12 protein-coding genes are annotated in these 18,671 nt (G+C 70.7%); 3 read left to right on the forward strand and 9 right to left on the reverse strand.

Annotated elements, in window-relative coordinates:
* Positions 1 to 102: 102 nt before the first annotated feature.
* The 6 genes from ACGFQC_RS29250 to ACGFQC_RS29275 all read right to left on the reverse strand — a co-directional run bounded on the left by ACGFQC_RS29250 (position 103) and on the right by ACGFQC_RS29275 (position 12,659).
* Entirely contained in the window at positions 103 to 438 is a 336-nt protein-coding gene (locus ACGFQC_RS29250; protein ID WP_363090714.1) for a hypothetical protein, read from the reverse strand.
* 7 nt (positions 439 to 445) lie between these two features.
* Positions 446 to 5,254 carry an RHS repeat-associated core domain-containing protein gene (locus ACGFQC_RS29255; RefSeq protein ID WP_363090713.1) on the reverse strand — a complete coding sequence of 1,603 codons (4,809 nt, stop codon included), beginning with the start codon at positions 5,252 to 5,254 and terminating at the stop codon, positions 446 to 448.
* A gap of 2 nt (positions 5,255 to 5,256) precedes the next feature.
* Positions 5,257 to 6,615: a DNRLRE domain-containing protein gene (locus ACGFQC_RS29260; protein ID WP_363090712.1), complete on the reverse strand. Its 1,359-nt coding sequence runs from the start codon at positions 6,613 to 6,615 to the stop codon at positions 5,257 to 5,259.
* A gap of 333 nt (positions 6,616 to 6,948) precedes the next feature.
* Complete coding sequence (locus tag ACGFQC_RS29265) at positions 6,949 to 7,209, reverse strand: hypothetical protein (protein WP_363090711.1); 261 nt, start codon at positions 7,207 to 7,209, stop codon at positions 6,949 to 6,951.
* Between the two features lie 717 nt (positions 7,210 to 7,926).
* Entirely contained in the window at positions 7,927 to 10,131 is a 2,205-nt protein-coding gene (locus ACGFQC_RS29270) for an OmpL47-type beta-barrel domain-containing protein (RefSeq protein ID WP_363090773.1), read from the reverse strand.
* 14 nt (positions 10,132 to 10,145) lie between these two features.
* Positions 10,146 to 12,659, reverse strand: a complete 2,514-nt coding sequence (locus ACGFQC_RS29275; RefSeq protein WP_393288901.1) for a ThuA domain-containing protein — start codon at positions 12,657 to 12,659, stop codon at positions 10,146 to 10,148.
* A gap of 198 nt (positions 12,660 to 12,857) precedes the next feature.
* On the opposite strand from ACGFQC_RS29275, the gene ACGFQC_RS29280 reads away from it, so the two are divergent.
* Both ACGFQC_RS29280 and ACGFQC_RS29285 read left to right on the forward strand, forming a co-directional pair.
* Positions 12,858 to 13,841 carry a multicopper oxidase domain-containing protein gene (locus tag ACGFQC_RS29280; protein ID WP_363090710.1) on the forward strand — a complete coding sequence of 328 codons (984 nt, stop codon included), beginning with the start codon at positions 12,858 to 12,860 and terminating at the stop codon, positions 13,839 to 13,841.
* 106 nt (positions 13,842 to 13,947) lie between these two features.
* Entirely contained in the window at positions 13,948 to 15,006 is a 1,059-nt protein-coding gene (locus ACGFQC_RS29285) for a LacI family DNA-binding transcriptional regulator (protein ID WP_363090709.1), read from the forward strand.
* A 48-nt stretch (positions 15,007 to 15,054) separates the two neighbouring features.
* Here the strand turns inward: ACGFQC_RS29285 and ACGFQC_RS29290 are convergent, their stop codons facing one another.
* The gene (locus tag ACGFQC_RS29290) at positions 15,055 to 15,846 is read right to left on the reverse strand and encodes a VOC family protein (RefSeq protein WP_363090708.1); all 792 of its coding nucleotides are present in this window, start codon (positions 15,844 to 15,846) and stop codon (positions 15,055 to 15,057) included.
* 245 nt (positions 15,847 to 16,091) lie between these two features.
* Here ACGFQC_RS29290 and ACGFQC_RS29295 point away from each other — a divergent pair, with 245 nt between their 5' ends.
* Positions 16,092 to 16,337 carry a WhiB family transcriptional regulator gene (locus tag ACGFQC_RS29295; protein ID WP_363090707.1) on the forward strand — a complete coding sequence of 82 codons (246 nt, stop codon included), beginning with the start codon at positions 16,092 to 16,094 and terminating at the stop codon, positions 16,335 to 16,337.
* Between the two features lie 272 nt (positions 16,338 to 16,609).
* Here the strand turns inward: ACGFQC_RS29295 and ACGFQC_RS29300 are convergent, their stop codons facing one another.
* Both ACGFQC_RS29300 and ddaH read right to left on the reverse strand, forming a co-directional pair.
* Positions 16,610 to 17,587, reverse strand: coding sequence for an acyl-ACP desaturase (locus tag ACGFQC_RS29300; protein ID WP_363090706.1), 978 nt, complete (start codon positions 17,585 to 17,587; stop codon positions 16,610 to 16,612).
* Positions 17,588 to 17,821: 234 nt separating this feature from the next.
* On the reverse strand, positions 17,822 to 18,598 hold the full coding sequence (ddaH, locus tag ACGFQC_RS29305; RefSeq protein WP_363090705.1) for a dimethylargininase: 777 nt from the start codon (positions 18,596 to 18,598) through the stop codon (positions 17,822 to 17,824).
* Positions 18,599 to 18,671 lie beyond the last annotated feature (73 nt).

Consider the following 18,671-nt stretch of genomic DNA (forward strand, 5'->3'; position numbering starts at 1 on the left):
CTGGCGGGGGGGGGTTGGGGTGGGGGGGGGGGGGGGGGGGGGGGGGGGGGGGGGGCGGGGGGGGGGGGGGCCCCCCCCACCACCGTGCTTACCGCCTCCTGCTTACGCCATGGCGAGCAGGACGGCGAACAGGAACGACACCAGGCCTCCGAAGAAGAGGGCCGCTGCCGTGATCTGCACCATCTTGTGGACCTCCATCCGGGCGGTCAGCCCATATGTGAGGACCAGTGCCGAGGCGACGAGCGGCAGTGCCGCAAGCGCCAGCATCGTGATGCCCAGTCCGACGGACCGGGTTCCCAAACCGCCGGATTCCTCTATCTGCTGCATGCCGTTGAGGGTGAGCGGGAGCACGGCGAGGATCCAGGGAACCGCCGCGAGCGTCGTGATCACCAGAGAGGTGAGGACGGGCCTCGCCGGTTCATGAATCTGTGCGTTCATCGTGTGATCACCAGATCCCGTAGAGCGACGTGTAGAACGCGATATTGGAAGCGAACGCTGCGAATCCGGTCCGCGCCGCGATCTTGTTGGCTGTCGAGCAGAGCGTGTTGTTGTTGCATCTGGTGTTGTTGGGGCCCCATGCCTTGACCTTCATGGAGATCACTCCCCGGCTCTTGCTGAAGGTGAACCTCAGCCGCTTGCCGGGTCCTTCGAAGTGCCCCTTCAGGGAGAGGAACTGGAAGTAGGTCGAGGTCAGCTTCTCCACCTTGACGGGACCGAGCACGGGCTTGAGGTTGCATCGCTCGCCTCGGTTGAGGGTGGCGCCACATCCGCTGAGGGGGAACACCCAGAAATGATTGCGGATCCACTTGAACACCGTCTTGGCGGAGCTGAAGTACGCACCGATGTAGTAGGTGAACGTGTAGGAGTAGGCGCCGCTGAGGTCCGTGCAGGAGACGGGGTTTCCGCGGCAGTACTCGTAGCTATTGTCGTTTCCTCCGTACACCGGGTCGCTCTGGAGGAAGCGGCCGCTTCCGGCGTCGTAGAGCCGGACGCCCATGAGCGTGATGCCGCTGAGCGTGCCGCTGTCCCGCTGGTAGGAGCCCAGCCATCCGTATGCGGTCGATACCGTTCCGTCGAGTGCGTTGCCGTACTCGTCGTACTGCTGGACGGTCGGCGCTACGGAGGTGTCCAGCGGGAGCTGGACCGTGATGTCCCCGTGGACGTTGGACAGTTGGAGCACCGTGTCACCCGAGGCCGTGGTGACCGCCGCGAGAGTGCCGGTCAGATCGGCCACGTTGCGGCTGACGGCGCCTGACGAGGACTTGCTCCAGCTGGGGCTGTCGCAGTCGCAGCCGTAGTGGTTGGTGATGCTGCCCGTGGTGGTCCAGGACCCGTCCGTCGCCTGGGTCTGGTCGGCGGACACGGCCAGTCGCGCGGCAGGGTCCAGGGACCAGGTGCGGCGGCTGGTGCCGACGGTCTCGCTGTTCACGAGGTCGTTGGCGTAGTAGGTCAGTGTGCTGTTGCCGCTGGTGGTGGTTCGGCCGAACGCGTCGTAGGCCACGCCGGACGCGATGAGCCTGTCCGCGCTGTCGTGGTCGTACGACGTCGAGGCCGTGGCGGCATCGTCGGTGCTGCTGTCGCAGTCGTCCGTGGTGGTCTTCAGCGCGGTGCGGTTGCTGCTCGCGTCAAGGGTGTAGGCGCGGGTGGTGCAGCCGGTGGCGGTGGTGTCGGTGGCCTGGGTGAGGCGTGCGGCACTGTCGTAGGTGTAGGCCGTGTCTGTGGTGGAGCCGTCGGTCTGGGTGTGTCCGACCTGTTCACCGCGTGCGTTGTGGCGGACGGTGTCCGAGACGATCGCCGTGCCGTTGGCATCGGCGTATACCCGGCCCGTCTCGGTGCCGGTGGTGTCCGTGCCGATGGTCAGCGTGGTGCCGCCGGGCAGGGACTCGGAGACGAGGGTGCCGTCGGCGTCGTACGACGCGGTGAAGGTTCCCGCGACCGAGTCCGTGAGCGACTTTCGGTTGCCGGCCGTGTCGTACGCGTAGGTCACGGTGGACGGAGCCGAGTCCGTGACCTTCACGGGCCGGTCGAGGATGTCGTAGGAGGTGGTGGTGACGTTGCCGGCGCCGTCGCCGTACGACGTCGGACGGCCGAGGGTGTCGTAGGTGTAGGCGATGGTCTGCCCGTTCGCGGTCCGCTGGGACAGTCGGCCGTTGGTCTCGTTGTAGGTGACCGTCGTGGCCGGGACGTCCTTTCCGGTGCCGCCGCTGATGGTCGTCCTTACCGGCCGTCCCGCGTTGTCCTTGGTGATGGTCGTGGTGCGGGTCACGCCATTGGCGGTCTCGGTCTTCGTGGCGAGCTGGAGCCACCGGTCGTAGGTGTAGACCGTGGTCACCGTCTCGTCGGGGTTGGTTCCTCCCTCGGTGATGTCGGCCGCCGGTGAGGTGCGGCAGGCCAGGCCCGCCCACTCCGGTCGGCTCTCGTAGGTGCCGGTGCCGTCGGCGGTGTAGTACTCGTACTTGACGGTCGCGGCGTCCGCTCCGCTGGATCCCGCGGTACGGGTGGTGGCCACCTTCCCGGCGGAGTCGTAGGTAGCGACCGTGCCGGTGGTGTCGTCGCCGCCGCTGGCCGTCGTCTGGCCCGTGGACCAGTCGTAGGCGGTGGTCACGGTGCGGACATCCGCGTCCGTACCGTACCCGTCGACAAAGGCGCCGGTCCTGGTGGTGGTCACCAGGTCCGACAACTCGGCGTCGGAGGGACGGTTCTCGTCGTAGGCGTACGAGGTGTGCGTGCGCGCGGGGACGACCGATCCCGCCGGGAGGGTGGACTCGGCGGTGGAACCCGCCAGTTGCCTGGTGAGGGTGACCTCGTGCAGTGGACCGTACTCGTCCAGCAGGCGCTCACCGTCGGAGGAGTACTCGGAGACCACGGCCAGCAGCCGGGCGCGGTCCGCGGTGGACAGGTCGGCCAGACCGAGCGCGGCCAGCGTGTCGGCACCAGTAGCGGTACCCAGCGCCAGTTCACGGTTGGCGGCACTCAGTTCGGCAACCGTGTTGCCGAACTCGTCGTACTCGGTCGTGGTGATCGAGCCGCCGGGTGTGGCGGTGTTGGTTTCCTGGCCGTTGGCGTCGATGTAGGTGATGGTGGCGGTGGTGTATGCGTCGGCGGCGAGGGCGCTCCCGGTGTGGGAGGAAGGCGACGAGCCGGGCGGGAAGACCGCCGTGGCGTCGGTCGGTGCCTCGTCCTGGGCCCAGCCGGTGACGGTGTCCTGGTCCAGCTGGTACGGAGCTGTGATGCCGGACAGCGGGACATCGTAGACGACGCTGGTCACTGCCGTACCGGAGACGTCGCTGTTCGACCCCTGGGTGAGCGCGGAGCGCGAGGCCTTCAGCAGCATGCCTGCACCGGAGGTCAGCGTGGAGCCGGCCGTGCCGTAGCTGAAGGTCCAGGGAAGCTCCCCCGGCTCGGTGAGGGTCGCGAGGCGGCCGTCCGAGTCGTAGGTGTAGGTAGTCTTCAGCGCCGGGCTGATCTGCGGATCCCACACACCGCGCAGGTTCCCGGAAGCGTCATAGGCGTAGGACGTGACCGTCTCGGTCGTGGCAGCGGAGGCACCCGGGCTGGTTGCCCACAGCTTCACGGCCTTGACCCGGTTCCTGTAGTCGCCCAGGGCACTGCTCGTGGCGGTGGTGCTGTCGGCGTAGACGAACTCCAGTACCCGGCAGCCCTTCGTCGAGGGGTCCGCCTGGCAGCCGGCCGTGGTGACCGCCGGCGTCGGAGAGATGACGTACTTCGGACGGGCCAGCGTGTCGTCGCCGACCACCACCGACTCCGACGCGATGGTGACGGACGAGTCGCCCATCGCGGAAGCCGTGGACGACAGGGTCCAGGTCGAGACCGCGGAGGCGGCCTTGGCGAACACTGTGCTGTTGGCATCGGTGTCGGTGAGGGTGAACTTCGTCCCCGACAGCGTGCCCGTCAGGGTCAGGGACTCATGGCCCGGCTGGGCCTTCCAGCCGCCGCCGGTGGTGCTGGTGAACGCGATGGTGCTGCCGTCCGCGCTCAGCACCTCGACCGAGGTGCTGGAGGTGGCACGCACCTGCGTGTAGGCAGCGCCCTGGGAAGCGACGGACGAGATCCATCCCGGGCCGAAGATCTGCGCCTGGCCCTCGTCGTCCGTGTCGTTCGCCCGGGACGAGAAGACCCGACTCACCGTCGTGTCGAACGCCGAGGCGTCGGTGGCGGCCAGGGTGTAGTCACCGGTCAGCTGGTTCACTGATCCGGGCCCCACGGGGGCGCTCGGTGCGGTGCCGGCGTCCCTGTCGAGGGTGACCTCGACGGTCTGGGTGTGGCCGGTGGTGGTGCCGTCGGTGAATGCGGCACGGAGTTCGATCACACCGTCCTCGGACAGGGTGTTCACCGTGTTCCACACCAGCTTGGTCGCGGTGCCGGAGGCGACCGCTACCGGCCAGGCGGAGACGGCATTGCCGGAAGCGGTGACGTCACCGACTGGCACGGTGCGCCAGGAGTCCTCCTCCCCGCGGCGGTACTGCCAGGTGACCCCGGTGTAGGAGGTCAGGCCCTTGGCGGACAGGGTGAGGCGGCGGGCGGTGTCGTCGCCGTCCTGCGGAGACAGGATCGCCGCGCCGTCCGCGCCCACGCCGAAGCTGTAGGCGGTCGTGGCCGAAGACAGGTTTCCTCCGGAGTCGACCGTGCGCGCGTACAGCGTGTGCCAGCCGTTCGCGGGGTCGATGGAGACGGTGAGTGCGTCACCGCCGTTGCCGTTGGTGGTGTCCAGCTTCTTGTTCGGCAGGCTGCTGTTGTCCAGGCCCCAGTGGTAGCCCGCACCGTCGGAGGACGTGGTGTCCAGGGTGCAGGACACGGCAGCGTCGGCCTTGGCTGTCCAGTTGTTCTGCGTGTATGTGTCGCAGGTGACGGTCGGGGCAACGGGCTTGGCGACGTTCGGCACGAAGTAGAGGTACGACGACCAAGATCCGTAGTCCGTGCCGTCATAGCCCCGCACCCGCATCCGCAGATGCGCCGCGGCCAGCTGGTTCGCCGACGGGATGGTCAGCTTCGCCGTCCCGCCGGACACCACCGAGGCCGAGGTGCCGGTGTAGGAGTAGGACGTTTCCCCGGAGTAGGCCGGGTCGTTGGTGATCTCGAACTGTGCTTTGACCGACGAACCGTCCACGTCCGTGACCTTCGCCGACACCGTTGGCGTGTACGTCGTCACATACCGCCTGCCGCTGTAGGCGTTGACCTGTGACGGCGAGATGGCCGTCGCCGTCGGCACCGACGGGTAGGAGTTGTACGTCACCGTCAGGTGTGGCTCGGTCGAGCCGTCCCCGGAGACGTGTTCGCCGAGCGGAAACGCCGCCAGGTCAGACTGTCGGTCTCGCTCGCGCCCGCGATCTGCAGCCCGTAGTTGGCCGAGCCGTCTGCCCAGGCCTGCACGATGGCATCGATGTCGAAGTTCATCGTGCCAGCCGGGCAGTCGGTGCTGCTGTAGCCCTTGGCCGCGGTGTTGGTCACCGCGCCGGTCGTGGTGGTGGACGGCTGGTCGGCCCAGGTGATGTCGGTGGACGACCACGTCGAAGTGATCCGCCGCACCTGCGTCCCCGCGCCGGAGGTGGAACAGGTCGAGGAGTAGTACGAGTACAGCGCCAGGTTGGTGTCGGTGATGTGCTTGCCCTTGAACGCCGACACATCGAACTTCAGATACGACCGGGCCTTCGTCGAACCGGCGTCGTAGGTCCCCGACTTCAGCTCGGTCGAGGAGACCTGTGAGTCGGTGTAGTTCGTCGCCACCCAGGTGTCCGTGGTCACGGCCAGGGTGGAAGTGGGATCGACGGTGACCGGGTAGGTCAGGTCCTGCGCGAAGTAGTCCGCGTCCGGGGCGAGGACCAAGGCCTGGGAGCCGTCATCCGCGGTCTCGACCTTGGTGGTGACGGGCACCTGGTGCTTCGACTCGCCGGACGCGTCGTCCTTGGAGGAGTCCCACATCATCGGCGCGGGCGCCTCGGCGACCAGCTTGCCGCCGGAGTCCTTCAGCAGCAGATGCCCGGAGTCGGCCACCGACAGCTCAAGTCCCTTGAGATTCAGGGAGATCCGGTACACCGGCGCCTGGTCCGGCGCCTTGTCGAGTACGACGTTCTGGCTGAAGCCCTGAGCGAGCGCGGTGACCGTGAGGGTCTGGCCGTCGCCCAGGTCGTAGGAAGCGGTGTCGTCCTTCACCGACGGGGTCGGCAGCTTCGACTCCCAGCCCAGTCCGAAGGACTTGGACCCGTTGCCGACCGACACCAGCGCGGTGTCCCCGCCGTCGGAGATGGCAATGTCGGCCGCCACCACGCCGGGCTCCAGCGACGCGCCGGTGTCCGACAGATCGGTGTCGATGTCCTGCCACTTGCCGTCCACCTGCTGCCGGATCGGCCCGGCATACGTAGACGTTTGCAACTCCCCGGAGGGCAGGGCGTAGGTCGTCGAGGTGTCCGTCCGCTCGGAGGTCACCTCGATCTTCCGGTCCTGCATCCGGGCCATCAGCAGCGCCGCGGCCACCGAATCCGCCGACGAGGCAGCCGACTTCGTCTCCGCGGAAGCCGTGATGGCCTCCGCTCCACCCGAGTCAGCCGCGAACGCCCCACCTGTCGCGACGGACACCGTCGCGGCCTGGGTCGCCATGACCGCAGCCACAGCCATGGCTATTCGGCGCAAGGCCGTTGACGGTCTGCGCCGTTGACGGAGCACCCCGTTCCCCGCTCTTCGCTTCATCATTTCTCCCTTGCGGTAACACGACTCGCCCATCGAACTTTCACATCATGGGTCTCAAGATCGTAAACGCTGGGGCTGACGGCGAACCGGCACGACTCGACGCACAGGGAGGAAGTCCCGCAGGACCGTTGCCTGCCCGCACCCATCAGTGGCTTGACGTGCTTGCATGTGAGCCGGATGAACATCGGATCGGCCACGAGGTCACTCCAGAGGTCACTGGACCACCGGGCGGACATGGGGCATTCAACCCAGACGTCGACCGCCCGGTAGAACCTCGTCCTTCAGGAATCCGGGATCGAGGACCCGGTCGTCTTCGAGGAGGACCCGGACACCTCCAGCCGCCTGCACCCCCTCCAGCAGCCGAAGTCCGGCGAGCCGTTGGCGTACGTGCGGCCGGGCGACACCGCGCACATCTCCGAGATGTTCCGCCTCGTACGCGGCACCAGGCACATCCTTGACGTGCTCGACGTCCTGCGCCGCGACCGCCTCGCCCTGCGCGTCCACGACGGCGCGTTCTCCGCGATGGACCTCACCGCCCGCCACCCGCGCACCGGCGAGCTGCTGTCCACCGTGAAGTTCATGGTGCAAACCCTCGCCGCCGCCGGCGGACTCCAGCGCGAGCTGACCTACGACGGACTGCGCGCCGCCGGGGCCAGGGGCAGCAAGGGTGGGCGCCGCCCCGCCGTGGCGGCCGACAAGACCGAGACCGTGCGCACCGCCTACCTGGAAGGGCGTTCGACAGCCGCCCTCACCCGCGACCACGGCGTCAGCCGCGGCGCGCGATCCGCATGGCCGTCGCCGGCCTCCTGCCCGACCACGCCGCCATCGAGGAGGACGCCCCCGCCCCGGAGCTGCCGGTCACCCTCGACATGCCGGGCAAGGGCGCCGACTTCTTCCGCTCCACCGAACTGGAGCCCGCCGAGCGCGCCACGCTCGATCAAGGGGCGGCCGTACGACGCGGCCAGGGCTACAGCCTGCGCGTCAGCGCTGTCCCGCCGTGCACCGCCGGCTCCTCGACCGCCGCCGGCTCCTCGACCGCCGCCGGCCGCTCGACGGCGGCCGGGGCGTCCCGGCTGTTCCGGCCCAGCGCAAGGCCTGCCGCGAATACGAGAACCGCGTCAGCACCCTCACACCGATCGGACCATGACCGTCTCACCGGCAACCGCTGTACCGGTGTTCCCCGAGGCCGGGCCACAGCGACACGACTCCGGTCGCGGGCACCTACAGGTCCTTGATCCGGATGTCCCGGTACGACACCACGTCCGTCGTGCCGTGCACCTGGAGGCCCAGGTAGCCGGAGGCGAACCGCCGCCCGTCCGTGCCCGGATCGTCCGCCCGCGGCGGGGAGAACTCCTGGCCACCCGTGTTGTCGAACTCGTTGATCAGCACACCGTTGCGGAACACCGAGTAGTGCTGGCCGACCACCCGGATCTCGTAGTCGTTCCAGGTGCCCTTCTGGGTCACGCCGGCCCCGGCCAGGCCCACCCGGTCGAAGCCGTAGACCGAGCCGGTCTTGTACAGGTCGCCGTCGGGCCGGTCCAGCACCTGCACCTCGTGCCCGTACTTGATGGCCGCCCACTCCGGACGCGGCTCCTCGGCCTGGCCGTGGACCCACGGGAAGCGCACGAACACACCGGAGTTGGCGTTCCCGGTGCCCGGCGCGTCGTCCCGCCACTGCAACCGCAGCGAGAAGTCGCCGTACCTGCGCTGCGGGAACCACAGCATCCCGAGACCGTCCCTCGTGGTGCCCGAGGTGATCGAGCCGTCGCCGTTCGGGGCGAAGGAGCCGCCGCCCACGTGCTCCCACCGGGCGAGGGACTCCGCGCTGCCGTCCATGATCGTGCGGTAGCCCTCGGTCTGCCCCGGCCTGCCGATCCCGGACGCGCGGGCCGCGTCGAGGACGGCGCCGTGCTCCCGCTCGTCGACGACCCCGCCCCGCAGCAGCCCGTCCAGGACGGTCCGCACGTGCTTGAGGAACAGGGCGTGGGACGTCCACTCCCGCTCGTCCTCGATCAACTCGTTGATCCGGCACCGGTTGTCGGTCACCCGGTTCGGCACCCCGGTGCCGACCGTGCCGACGATCACCGTCGACCGCTCGTCCCACTCGGGGCAGTCGGGCGCGGGCACCCCGCCGCCGGCCGCCACCGCGAAGCTCACGCTGCGCGCCGCAGCGGTGTTGCCCGCCCTGTCGCTCGCCCGGTACGCCACCGTGTGGGTGCCGGCCCGGTCGACGACCACCGGTGCGCCGTACGCCAGGTAGGGCCCGCCGTCGAGCGAGTACTCGACGGCCGCGACCCCGGAGCCGCCCTCGTCGCTCGCGCTGACGGTGACGCGGGCGTTGCCGACGTAGGCGCCCGCGGAGTTGCGCGTGCCCTCGACGGTCACGCCGGTCACCGGGGGAGTGGTGTCCCGCGGGGGCGCGGCGACCACCGTGAACGTGACGACCCGCTCGGCCGACGCGTTGCCCGCCTTGTCGACGGCCCGGTAGCGGACGGTGTGGGTGCCGGCCTGATGGAGCATGACGGGGGCGGTGTACAGGGTCCAGTCGCCCGCCGTGCCGACCGCGTACTGGATGCGGTCGACACCCGACCCCGTGTCGGACGCCGTGACCGTGACGGTCGCCATGTCGACATAGGTCCCGTCGGTGTTCCGCTCCCCGCTCACCGTCGCCGAGGTCTCCGGCGGGGTGGTGTCGTCGGAGGGCGGGGCAGCCACGGTGAACGTCACGCTCTTCTCGGCGGAGACGTTGCCCGCCTTGTCGAAGGCGCGGTGGCGGACCGTGTGGCCGCCGACCCGGTCGACGACCACGGGCGCGGTGTACGGCAGCCAGTCGCCCGTGGCGTCGACGGCGTACTGGATCCGGTCGACCCCCGACCCGCCGGCGTCGTCGGTCGCCGAGACCGTCACGCTCGCCGATCCGACGTACTCGCCCTGGGCGTTCTGTACCCCGCTCACCCGCGCCGCCGTCTCCGGCGCGGTGGTGTCCTCGCCGCTGCCCTCGGTCACCACCAGGATGCCCTGCATCTGGCCGTGCCCGGGGATCGTGCAGTGGTAGAGGTAGCGGCCCGGGGAGAGCGTGACCTCGGCGGTGTGCCGGCCGCCCGTGTCGTCGTTCGGGTTGGCCAGGATGTTCAGCCGCACGTCGTCGTTGAACTCGGGGTCACTGGTCACGAACGTCAACGTGTGCGGCATTCCCGTGGTGTTGCCGGTCGCCGCGCTGTTCTCGAAGACGACCGTCGCCGGCCCCGCCACCGCCGTCGTCGGCGCCGTCGTGTACCGGGTGATGTCGTCGCCCGCCGTCCAGGTCAGCACCTGCGCGGCCGCGGCGGGCGGCGCGGACGGCAGGTCCTGCCCGGGCCGCGCGGCGCTCGGCGCGGCCTGCAGCCCGAGCACCGTCAGTACGGCGGCCAGCAGCGCCGTCCACACCCTCCGTCGCCCCGTCACAGCGTCCCCCTCACGAGCTGCCCCGCGGCCGGGGTCGGCCCGCCGCCGGTGTAAGTGACCCGCCACAGAGCCGACTTGGCGTCGGAGGTGAAGAAGCCGCGCCCGTAGTCGAGGACGTAGAGCGCGCCGTCCGGGCCGAACTTCCAGTCCATGAGGTTCTTGATGCCGTCGTTGCCGACCGGCACGATTTTCTTCAACGACTCGGAGTGCACCGGCAGTCCCCCGTCGCCCTGGGTCGCCGGGTTCATCAGCACCGCGTCGCGCGGCTGGTCGCCGTCGTAGAAGTCGCCGACGAACCACTTGCCGTCCCAGTAGGCGGGCCACCTGGCCGGGTTCGCGTTCGCCGCGTCGTAGCGGTAGACGGGCCCGTTCATCGCGGCCTGACCGCCGCCCTTCAGCCAGGGGAGCAGATGGCGGGCCTCCTCCTGCTTGTACGACGGGATGCCGCTCGCGTCCCGCGGATAGTCCGGGGCGCCGCCCTGGGGCGAGTACCAGATGTTGTTGCCGGTGACCGGCGGCAGGTCGACCAGACCGTCGTTGTTCGGCGACTCGTTCCTCGGGTGGTCGCAGTCGTACCAGCCGAGCGGCTGCGTCGGGTCCGGCAGGTTGCGGTCGCGGTAGGGCTGCTTGTTGCCCATGCAGTACGGCCAACCCCGGTTGGACGCCTTGGTGATGACGGCGAACGTGTCGTACTTCGCGGGGCCCCACGTCGTCGACGGGGCGCTCGCGTCCGGTCCCACCCAGCCCGCGTACAGGACGTCGGTCTGCCGGTCGACCGAGATGCGGGCCGGGTTGCGGACTCCCATCACGTAGATCTCGCCGCGCGTCTTGCCGCCGCCCTCGTCGGTCTCCCGGCCGGTGAAGAGGTTGCCCTCGGGGAGCGTGTACGTGCCGTCCGGCTCCGGGTGGATGCGCAGGATCTTGCCGTTGAGGTTGTTGGTGTTCCCGGCGGTGCGGCGCGCGTCGGCGAAGGAGACGCCCTTGTAGTTCGGCTGTGGGTTGTTGCCGGAGTAACCACCGCTGAAGCCACTCGAGTTGTTGTCGCCGGTCGCGATGTACAGGTTGCCCTTGGAGTCCCAGGCCATCCCGCCGCCGGCGTGGCAGCAACTGTGCACCTGCACCGGCCACTTCAGCAGTACCTTCTCGCTGCCGAGGTCCAGTCTGTCCGTGGCGGGGTCGAGCGTGAAACGGGAGACGCGCCGCTCGGCCGTCCGCTTCTCGCGGTCGACCCCCGCGTGGGGCGTGTAGTGCAGGTACACCCAGCCGTTCTGTTCGAACCGCGGGTCCAGCTCGATGCCGAGCAGCCCTTCCTCGACCTTGACCAGCTCGTCGCCGCCGCCCTTGTTGCCGAACACGGTCAACGCGCCCGCCAGGGTCACCTCCCTCGTCGCCGGGTCGTAGACGTGGATCTCGCCCAGGCCCTTGCCGACGTCCGGATCGTTCCAGTCGGTGATCACGGGCCGGGAGGAGTCGGCGCCGCCGCGGCCGATGTACAGCACCCGCCCGTCGGGTGCCGTGACCAGGCCGTGCGGCTCACCGATCTGGTCGTTCTGGCCCGGCCGGTTGGGCCGGGTCAGCCGCTCGGCCCTGTAGTTCGCCGCGATCGTCGCCTTGCAGTCGGCCTGCGCCAGCCGGGTCGTCCACAGCAGCGCGCCCCGCAGGTGCGCGCGGAAGTCCGTCTCGTCGTACGAGGACGCGGTGCCGCCCATGCCCGTGTAGAAGGACCGGCCGCCGTCGTAGTCCCGGCACCAGCTGATCGGGTGGTCGGCGCCGTTGGCGCTAGCGCCCGGCCGGTACGTCGACTCGCGCACCCGGGCGACGGTGTGCACGGTGCCGGAGGGGTTGCGCGTCCAGTTCGGCCACCGGTCGGGGCGCTTCCACTCGACGGGGAGGTCCTTCCCGGCCGGGTGCCGGCGGTCGCCCACCTCGACGGTGGCCCGCTGCACGGCGCTCGGACCGTTCGCCGCCGGGCGGGCGCCGATCAGACCGGTGAACCAGTCCGAGTACGGTTCCGCGCGCGCCGCGTCGTGGAGGCCGACGAAACCGCCGCCCGCCTCCATGTAGGCCTCCAGGCCCGCCTCCTGCTCGGGATCGAGGACGTCGCCGCCCCCGGTCAGGAACACGACGGCGTTGTAGCCGCCCAGCCGCGCCCCGTCGGTGAAGACCGAGGCGTCGCCGGTGGCCTCGACCTCGAAGCGCTGCCCCGCCGCCCCGGTGAGGCCGATCGCCTCGATCGCCTCGATGCCGGCGTCGACGACCGGCGACTCCTCCCCGGCGGCCGCGGAGCCGTGGAAGACGAGGACGTTCACCCCCGGACCGCCCGGCGGCGACTTCACGGACATCGTTGTCAGCGGCGGTTCCGGCGCCGGGCGCGCCTGCGCGGCGGGACCCGACAGGAGCCCGGCGGTGACGGCCCCGGCGGCCACGGCGGCCACCCTGGCCCGTCTCCTGCGGCGCCCGGCCCTTCGCGCCTCGCTCACCCTTGTCGTGCTCAACCCTCGTAAGTGCATGGGCACCTCCCTGGTCGCGGCGGCAGCGCCAAGGAAGCTAGACCCCTTTGCCCGGCTCGCCAATACCGATGACCGCAATGGCACGAACTTTGTCCTGGGTGTGGATGAACGGCGCGGCGACCGGTACCGTCACACGGGCTCATCACGGGCATCACCGGTACGCCTCCACAAGTCCCTTACCAGGATGGGTAGTTCCGTATGGACAGACGCGGTTTCAACCGGCGGGTGCTGCTCGGCGGCGCCGCGGCGGCGACATCGTTGTCACTGACCGCCTCCCGGGCCGCCGGTGCCGGCACCCGGGCCGCGGCGGCTCCGGCCGGCGGCCAGGTGCGGCACCTCAGGCTGTACGCCGAGAGGCTCCCCGACGGGCAGCTCGGCTACGGGTTCGAGAAGGGCCGGGCCACGATCCCCGGCCCGCTGATCGAGGTGAACGAGGGCGACACCGTCCACATCGAGTTCGAGAACACCCTGGACGTGCCGGCGAGCCTGCACGTGCACGGCCTCGACTACGAGACCTCCAGCGACGGCACGGCACTGAACCACAGCGACGTGGAACCGGGCGGCTCGCGCACCTACACCTGGCGCACCCACCTCCCCGGCCGCCGCGCGGACGGCACCTGGCGGGCCGGCAGCGCGGGCTACTGGCACTACCACGACCACGTCGTCGGCACGGAACACGGCACCGGCGGCATCCGCAAGGGCCTCTACGGACCGGTGATCGTCCGGCGCGAGGGCGACGTCCTGCCCGACGCCACCCACACGATCGTCTTCAACGACATGACGATCAACAACAGGCCCGCCCACGGCGGCCCGGACTTCGAGGCCGTCGTGGGCGACCGCGTCGAGTTCGTGATGATCACGCACGGCGAGTACTACCACACCTTCCACCTGCACGGACATCGCTGGGCCGACAACCGCACCGGCACGCTCACCGGCCCGGACGACTCCAGCCAGGTCGTCGACAACAAGATCGTCGGCCCGGCCGACTCCTTCGGCTTCCAGGTGATCGCGGGGGAGGGGGTCGGCGCCGGCGCGTGGATGTACCACTGCCATGTGCAGAGCCATTCCGACATGGGGATGGTGGGCCTGTTCCTGGTGCGCAAACCGGACGGCACGATCCCCGGGTACGAGCCCCACGACCCCCATGCCTCCCACGACCCGCAGGAATCCCACGAGCACTGACGGACCCCGGACGGCGGACCCACCGCCCCCGGCGGCGAAAGCGCCCCCGTCCCCTCCTCCCGCCGCGGTTATCCTGAGCCGCACCGCACCGAGGAGGAGCCCCGAAGTGAGCGACACAGCGCCCCGTCCCACGCTGGAGGCAGTGGCCGCGCGGGCGGGGGTCTCGCGGGCGACCGTCTCACGGGTCGTCAACGGCGGCGACGGGGTCCGCGAGCCGCTCGTCGAGCGGGTCCGGCGCGCGGTGGACGAACTCGGGTACGTCCCCAACCAGGCCGCGCGCAGCCTGGTGACGAGGCGGCACGACGCCGTCGCCGTAGTCATCGCCGAACCCGAGACCCGGGTCTTCGCCGACCCCTTCTTCGCCCTGCAACTGCGCGGCATCAGCAAGGAGCTGACCGCTCACGACAACCAACTCGTGCTGCTGCTCACCGAGGGCCGCGACGACCACGTCCGGGTCGCCCGTTATCTCGCCGGCGGCCATGTCGACGGCGCCCTCGTCTTCTCCCTCCACGTCGACGACCCGCTCCCCGGACTGATCCAGGGCGCCGGGGTGCCGACGGTGTTCGGCGGCCGCCCCGGCTGGGGCGACGGCACGCGCGACGTCAGGTACGTCGACAGCGACAACCGGGGCGGTGCCCGGGAGGCCGTACGGCATCTCGTCGGGCTCGGCCGCACCCGCGTCGCGCACGTCACCGGGCCGCTGGACCAGACCTCCGCGGCGGACCGGCTCCAGGGCTTCCGGGACGTGCGGGGGGACGCCGACCCGCGGCTCGTGGTGGAGAGCGACTTCACCCCCGGCGGCGGTGAACGCGCCATGCGCGAGCTGCTCGACCGCTGCCCGGACGTCGACGCCGTGTTCGCCGCAAACGACCTCACCGCTTCGGGCGTCCTGCGCGTGCTGCGCGAACGCGGACTGCGGGTGCCCGAGGACGTCGCCGTGGTCGGCTTCGACGACATGGTGCCGCTGGCCGAACAGACCGACCCGCCCCTGACCACGGTCCGTCAGGACATCGAGGAGATGGGCCGCGTCATGGCCCGCCTCCTGCTGCGCGGCCCCGACCGCCGCGACACCGCGGAGCCCTCCCCGGCCCCGTACCCCGGGGAACCCGCCGCCCCGAACGGTCTGGTCCTGCCGACCACCCTGGTGTGCCGCGCCTCCGCGTAGCGCGGGCCGCCTCCGGACGGCAGGGCACGGGGCGGCGCGCCTGTGCCCTCACCCGTCCCGGGATTCGCTCCTGATCACCGCGAAGCGCGCCCCGTCCGGATCGGCCAGCCTGGCGGTCCGGCCCACGCCCGCCACGTCCGCCGGGGCCGTCCGCACGACACCACCCAGCTCCCCGGCCCGTGCCGCGACCGCGTCGACGTCCGCCACCTCGACGTACGGCAGCCAGTACGCCGGGTACGGCGCCTCCGCGGGGTCGTCGGCCAGCGGCACGAACCCGCCGAACGCGGACTCCTCGCCCGTCCCGGCCGGATTCACGCTGGTGTACGTGCCGGCGGGCAGGGCGACGCCCGCGGTCTCCAGGCCCAGGGCGGCGCGGTAGAAGGCGGCCGCCGCGGCGATGTCCGGGGTGTACAGCTCGACCCGGCACAGCGAGCCCGGCTCGCCCGCCACGTCCACGCCCTCCAGCCGGCCCGGCTGCCAGACGCCGAAGGGCACACCCGCCGGGTCGGCGACGAGGGCCGTCGTGCCCTGGCCCATGACGTCCAGCGGTGGGAACAGTGTCCTGCCGTGCGCCCGCTCGGCGGCCTTGCAGGTGGCGTCCGCGTCGGCTGTCCGGAAATAGACCGTCCACGACGGCGGGCCCTGCTCGGGAGCGGTCTGCATACCGCCCGCCGCCGTCCTCCCGTCCAGCTGGAAGAAGCCGTAACCGCCGGCGTCGGGTCCCGCCGACCGGAACCGCCAGCCGAAGAGGGCGTGGTAGAAGGCGGCGGCGCGGTCGATGTCGGACGTGCCGATGTCGAGCCAGTTCGGAGCGCCGTCGACGAAACGGGTGGTGAGCATCTTCGCCCTCCTCCTCGGGAGTCCGGTTCTCCCCACTGCTCGCGTGCGCTGCTTCTTATTTCTCCGCTCTGCCGAGTCTCGCACCGCCCACCGACAACCGCTGCCGGAGCCGGGACGGCGGGCCCGGCGCGCCGCCGTGCGCCGCGGCGTTCCCGGGGGGCACCATCAGTGCGGCCGGGGCCCTGCCGGAGCGCGTATATCCGCCGTTGAGGGAACGTTTTTCGCCGCGCGTCACGATGCTGCCCATGTACACCGACACGATTCCCTCCCCCGACCTCGACTGGCAGCGGCAGGCCCTGTGCGCGCAGACCGGGGCGGACTTCTTCTTCCCGGAACCGGGCAGCTCGGTTCGGGAGGCCAAGCGCATCTGCGGCATGTGCGAGATGCGGTCCGCGTGCCTCGACTACGCCCTCGCCCACGACGAACGCTTCGGCGTGTGGGGCGGCCTGTCCGAGAAGGAACGCCTGCACCTGCGCCGTGCCTCGCGCTGAACGGGTGGGTGGCGGGGAGCCGGCGCATCCGTACGACCGCACCGCGGGGGTGTGGTCGACGGGGGTGGGCCGAGGTCGCCGCGTCCTTCCCCCGCGACGGGCGGCCGCGGCGCCGGACGCACCTGACGCCGGGGTGCCGGACGCACCTGACTCCGGGGTGCCGGACGCCGACGCGGTGGGGGCCGACGCGGTGGGGGCCGGACGGCGAACGGCCCGCACCGGGAAGCACGCCCGGGTGCGGGCCGTTCGCGAGGTGTCGCGGTGGCGGTGGGTCAGCCGGCGGCGCGGGCGGCCATACGGGCCTTGCGTGCCGCCAGCTTCTCGTCGAACTTCAGGGCCTCGGCGTCCAGACCGCCCATGAACAGACCGAGTTCCTCCTGTGCCTTCAGGCCCTCCGGGCCGAGGCCGTCCAGCTCCAGGACCTTCAGGTGGCGCAGGACGGGCTGGAGCACGTCGTCGTGGTGGATGCGCATGTTGTAGACCTCGCCGATCGCCATCTGCGCCGCCGCCCGCTCGAAGCCGGGGATGCCGTGGCCGGGCATGCGGAAGTTGACGACCACGTCGCGCACCGCCTGCATGGTCAGGTCGGGCGCCAGCTCGAAGGCGGCCTTCAGCAGGTTGCGGTAGAAGACCATGTGGAGGTTCTCGTCGGTCGCGATGCGCGCCAGCATGCGGTCGCAGACCGGGTCGCCGGACTGGTGGCCGGTGTTGCGGTGCGAGATGCGGGTCGCCAGCTCCTGGAAGGCGACGTAGGCCACCGAGTGCAGCATCGAGTGGCGGTTGTCCGACTCGAAGCCCTCGCTCATGTGGGACATCCGGAACGCCTCCAGCTTGTCCGGGTCGACCGCGCGCGAGGTGAGCAGGTAGTCGCGCATCACGATGCCGTGCCGGCCCTCCTCCGCCGTCCAGCGGTGCACCCAGGTGCCCCAGGCGCCCTCACGGCCGAACAGCGAGGCGATCTCGTGGTGGTAGCTGGGGAGGTTGTCCTCGGTGAGCAGGTTCACGACCAGCGCGATCCGGCCGATCTCGGTGACCTTCGACTGCTCCTTGTCCCAGGCCTCGCCGTCCTCGAAGAGACCGGGGAAGTTGCGGCCGTCGCTCCACGGCACGTACTCGTGCGGCATCCAGTCCTTGGCGACCTTCAGGTGCCGGTTCAGTTCCGTCTCGACCACTTCCTCCAGGGCGTACAGCAGCCGGGCGTCGGTCCAGACGGCGGAGGGGCTGCCGAGGTGCGGGGAGGTGAGTGTCACGGGTACTCCAGGGGACGTGATGTGAAGCGGACTGCGTCCGGCGGGCGGTGCCTGAACCTACAACTTACGGGATCGTAGGCTACGAACCCGTAGGTTACGTAGCCGTAGGTTAAGGTTCTCGTAAAAGACCGCTGATCAGCACCTGTCCCGCCGGACGCCCAGGGAGGTTTCCGGGTACCCCGAGGGGCCCGGGACACGCGGGTCGTGGAGTCGACCGGTGACACGGTCACCCGGTCAGGCGTACAGGTCCCGCAGCCGTACCGAGAGGCACGTCACACATCCCTCGAGCTTCTCGAACTCGCCGATGTCGACCACGACGGGCTCGTACCCGAGGTCGGAGAGCAGGTCCGCGGTCTTCGGCGCGCTCGCGGCGATGAGCAGTTTCGGGCCACCGAGCAGCACCACGTGGGCGCCCGCCTCCTCGGGCACCGACAGGAACCGCGGGAACAGCGCCGGCCGGTCCACCTTCGGGATGTGGCCGAGCACCGTGCCGTCGGGCAGCGCGGTGACCGCCGACTTCAGGTGCAGCACCTTGTTCACGGGGACGGCCACGACCCGCGCCCCGAGCGGTTCGAAGGCTTCCCGCACCTGCTGGACGCCGGCCGCGTTGGTGCGGCCGCCCCGGCCCACGTAGACCGTGTCGCCGCACTTGAGGACGTCACCGCCGTCCAGCGTGCCCGGCTCCCAGATCCAGTTGACCGAGCAGCCCAGCCGGGCCACGGCCTCCTCGACCCCGGCGGTCTCCGCGCGCCGGGACTCGGCACCGGACCGCGCGATCAGGGCGACGTTGCGGTACATCACCACCGTGTCCTCGACGAACACGGCGTCCGGGCAGTCGTCGGCGGGGTCGACCTCGACGGTCTCCCAGCCCGCCGACCGCAGGGCCTCGGCGTAGGCCTCCCACTGCTCCAGGGCGAGGCCCACGTCGACCGTCCCGCGCTCGACGTGCGTCACCAGACCTTCGGCGAGGCGCGGGCCGGGGCGGCGGATGAGGGCCTTCTTGCTGGGCACGTCCAGATCTCCGAATCGGCGGTGGCTGACCGGCGCCGGGTGAGGGGCGCCGGTCAGCCATCATGCAGGGCCG

It is taken from the genome of Streptomyces sp. NPDC048734, from assembly GCF_043198675.1.
Classification (GTDB): domain Bacteria; phylum Actinomycetota; class Actinomycetes; order Streptomycetales; family Streptomycetaceae; genus Streptomyces.

Coding starts and splice junctions, on each gene's coding strand:
- ACGFQC_RS29250 (WP_363090714.1), bottom strand. CDS start 438: ATGAACGCACAGATTCATGAACCGGCGAGGCCCGTCCTCACCTCTCTG.
- ACGFQC_RS29260 (WP_363090712.1), bottom strand. CDS start 6,615: ATGGCGACCCAGGCCGCGACGGTGTCCGTCGCGACAGGTGGGGCGTTC.
- ACGFQC_RS29275 (WP_393288901.1), bottom strand. CDS start 12,659: ATGCACTTACGAGGGTTGAGCACGACAAGGGTGAGCGAGGCGCGAAGG.
- ACGFQC_RS29280 (WP_363090710.1), top strand. CDS start 12,858: ATGGACAGACGCGGTTTCAACCGGCGGGTGCTGCTCGGCGGCGCCGCG.
- ACGFQC_RS29290 (WP_363090708.1), bottom strand. CDS start 15,846: ATGCTCACCACCCGTTTCGTCGACGGCGCTCCGAACTGGCTCGACATC.
- ACGFQC_RS29295 (WP_363090707.1), top strand. CDS start 16,092: ATGTACACCGACACGATTCCCTCCCCCGACCTCGACTGGCAGCGGCAG.